The sequence below is a fragment of the Pseudomonas sp. SDO55104_S430 genome (assembly GCF_054070595.1).
Genome location: NZ_JBSVXG010000493.1, coordinates 1 through 980 on the forward strand (window position 1 = coordinate 1; position 980 = coordinate 980).

The window sequence follows — 980 nt, forward strand, 5'->3', positions numbered from 1 at the left end:
AGTCGACATTGATGTTGGCTGACCCACCGCATTCGCGAGCAAGCCCGCTCCCACAGTGGTTTCGGTGTATCAGCCGGTTTTCTTGTCCGCCATGAACTGCGGGTAGTAGCGCTTGATCGCAAGGTCAGCGTTATCGATCAAGGTCATGCAGGCCCAGACACCCCGCGCGGCATCCCGGGCGGCGATGGCTTCGGCCATGTCCTTGTGAACCGGCAAGGTGCGGCGCAATTCGTCCGGGTCGGCGGCGGACACTTCGAAACACACCGCCAGCAGCGCGCCGAGGGCGGGGATCATTTGTTCGATGAATTGATTGTGACTGGCTGCGAGGATGCACTCGTGGAAGAGCTGGTCGGCGCGGTTGTAGTCGATGCCACTGTCCACGGCCCGCTCCAGGGCATTGCAGGCCAGCAGGATGGCTTCCACCTGCGGGGCGGTGGCGCGCTCGCAGGCCCAGCGCACGGCCATCGGTTCGATGGTGCGACGCAGGTCGAGCAGATCGTCGACGAAGTTTTCCGGCAATCCGCCACGAGACAACCAGCCAACGACTTGTGGATCGAAAAGGTTCCAGCGCTTGACCGGCAGTACACGAGTGCCGACCTTCGGCCCGACTTCGAGCATGCCTTTGGCGACGAGAGTCTTGATGGCTTCGCGAATGACGGTCCGGCTGACGCCCAGCTGTTCACCGAGATCGGCTTCCACCTTGAGCGACTCACCGGGCTTGACCTGCCCGGCGGCTATCCAGCAACCGAGCCAGTCGACGGTCGACGCGTGAAAACTGCTGGACATGGACACCTCGGAAGCATGTGCGATGGAGGCACACGCTAATCATCATACGATTGGGTGTCAAATTGATTTTATAAGCGGCCCACCAATCCATTGTGGGAGCGGGCTTGCCCGCGATGAGTGCGTGTCAGTGCCATGGATGCTGACTGACACACCGCCTTCGCGGGCAAGCCCGCTCCCACAGGGTTTCTGGGGTT

Annotated in this window: 1 protein-coding gene; it reads right to left on the reverse strand. The window is 61.5% G+C overall.

Annotation, left to right across the window (positions count from 1 at the left end; all coding sequences use genetic code 11):
- Nucleotides 1-69: 69 nt before the first annotated feature.
- The gene (locus ACW9JE_RS30870; RefSeq protein WP_224541696.1) at nt 70-786 is read right to left on the reverse strand and encodes a FadR/GntR family transcriptional regulator; all 717 of its coding nucleotides are present in this window, start codon (nt 784-786) and stop codon (nt 70-72) included.
- Between the last annotated feature and the right edge of the window lie 194 nt (nt 787-980).

Bases quoted from the DNA above. Each gene is read 5' to 3' on its own strand.
- ACW9JE_RS30870 (WP_224541696.1), bottom strand. From the start codon at position 786: ATGTCCAGCAGTTTTCACGCGTCGACCGTCGACTGGCTCGGTTGCTGG.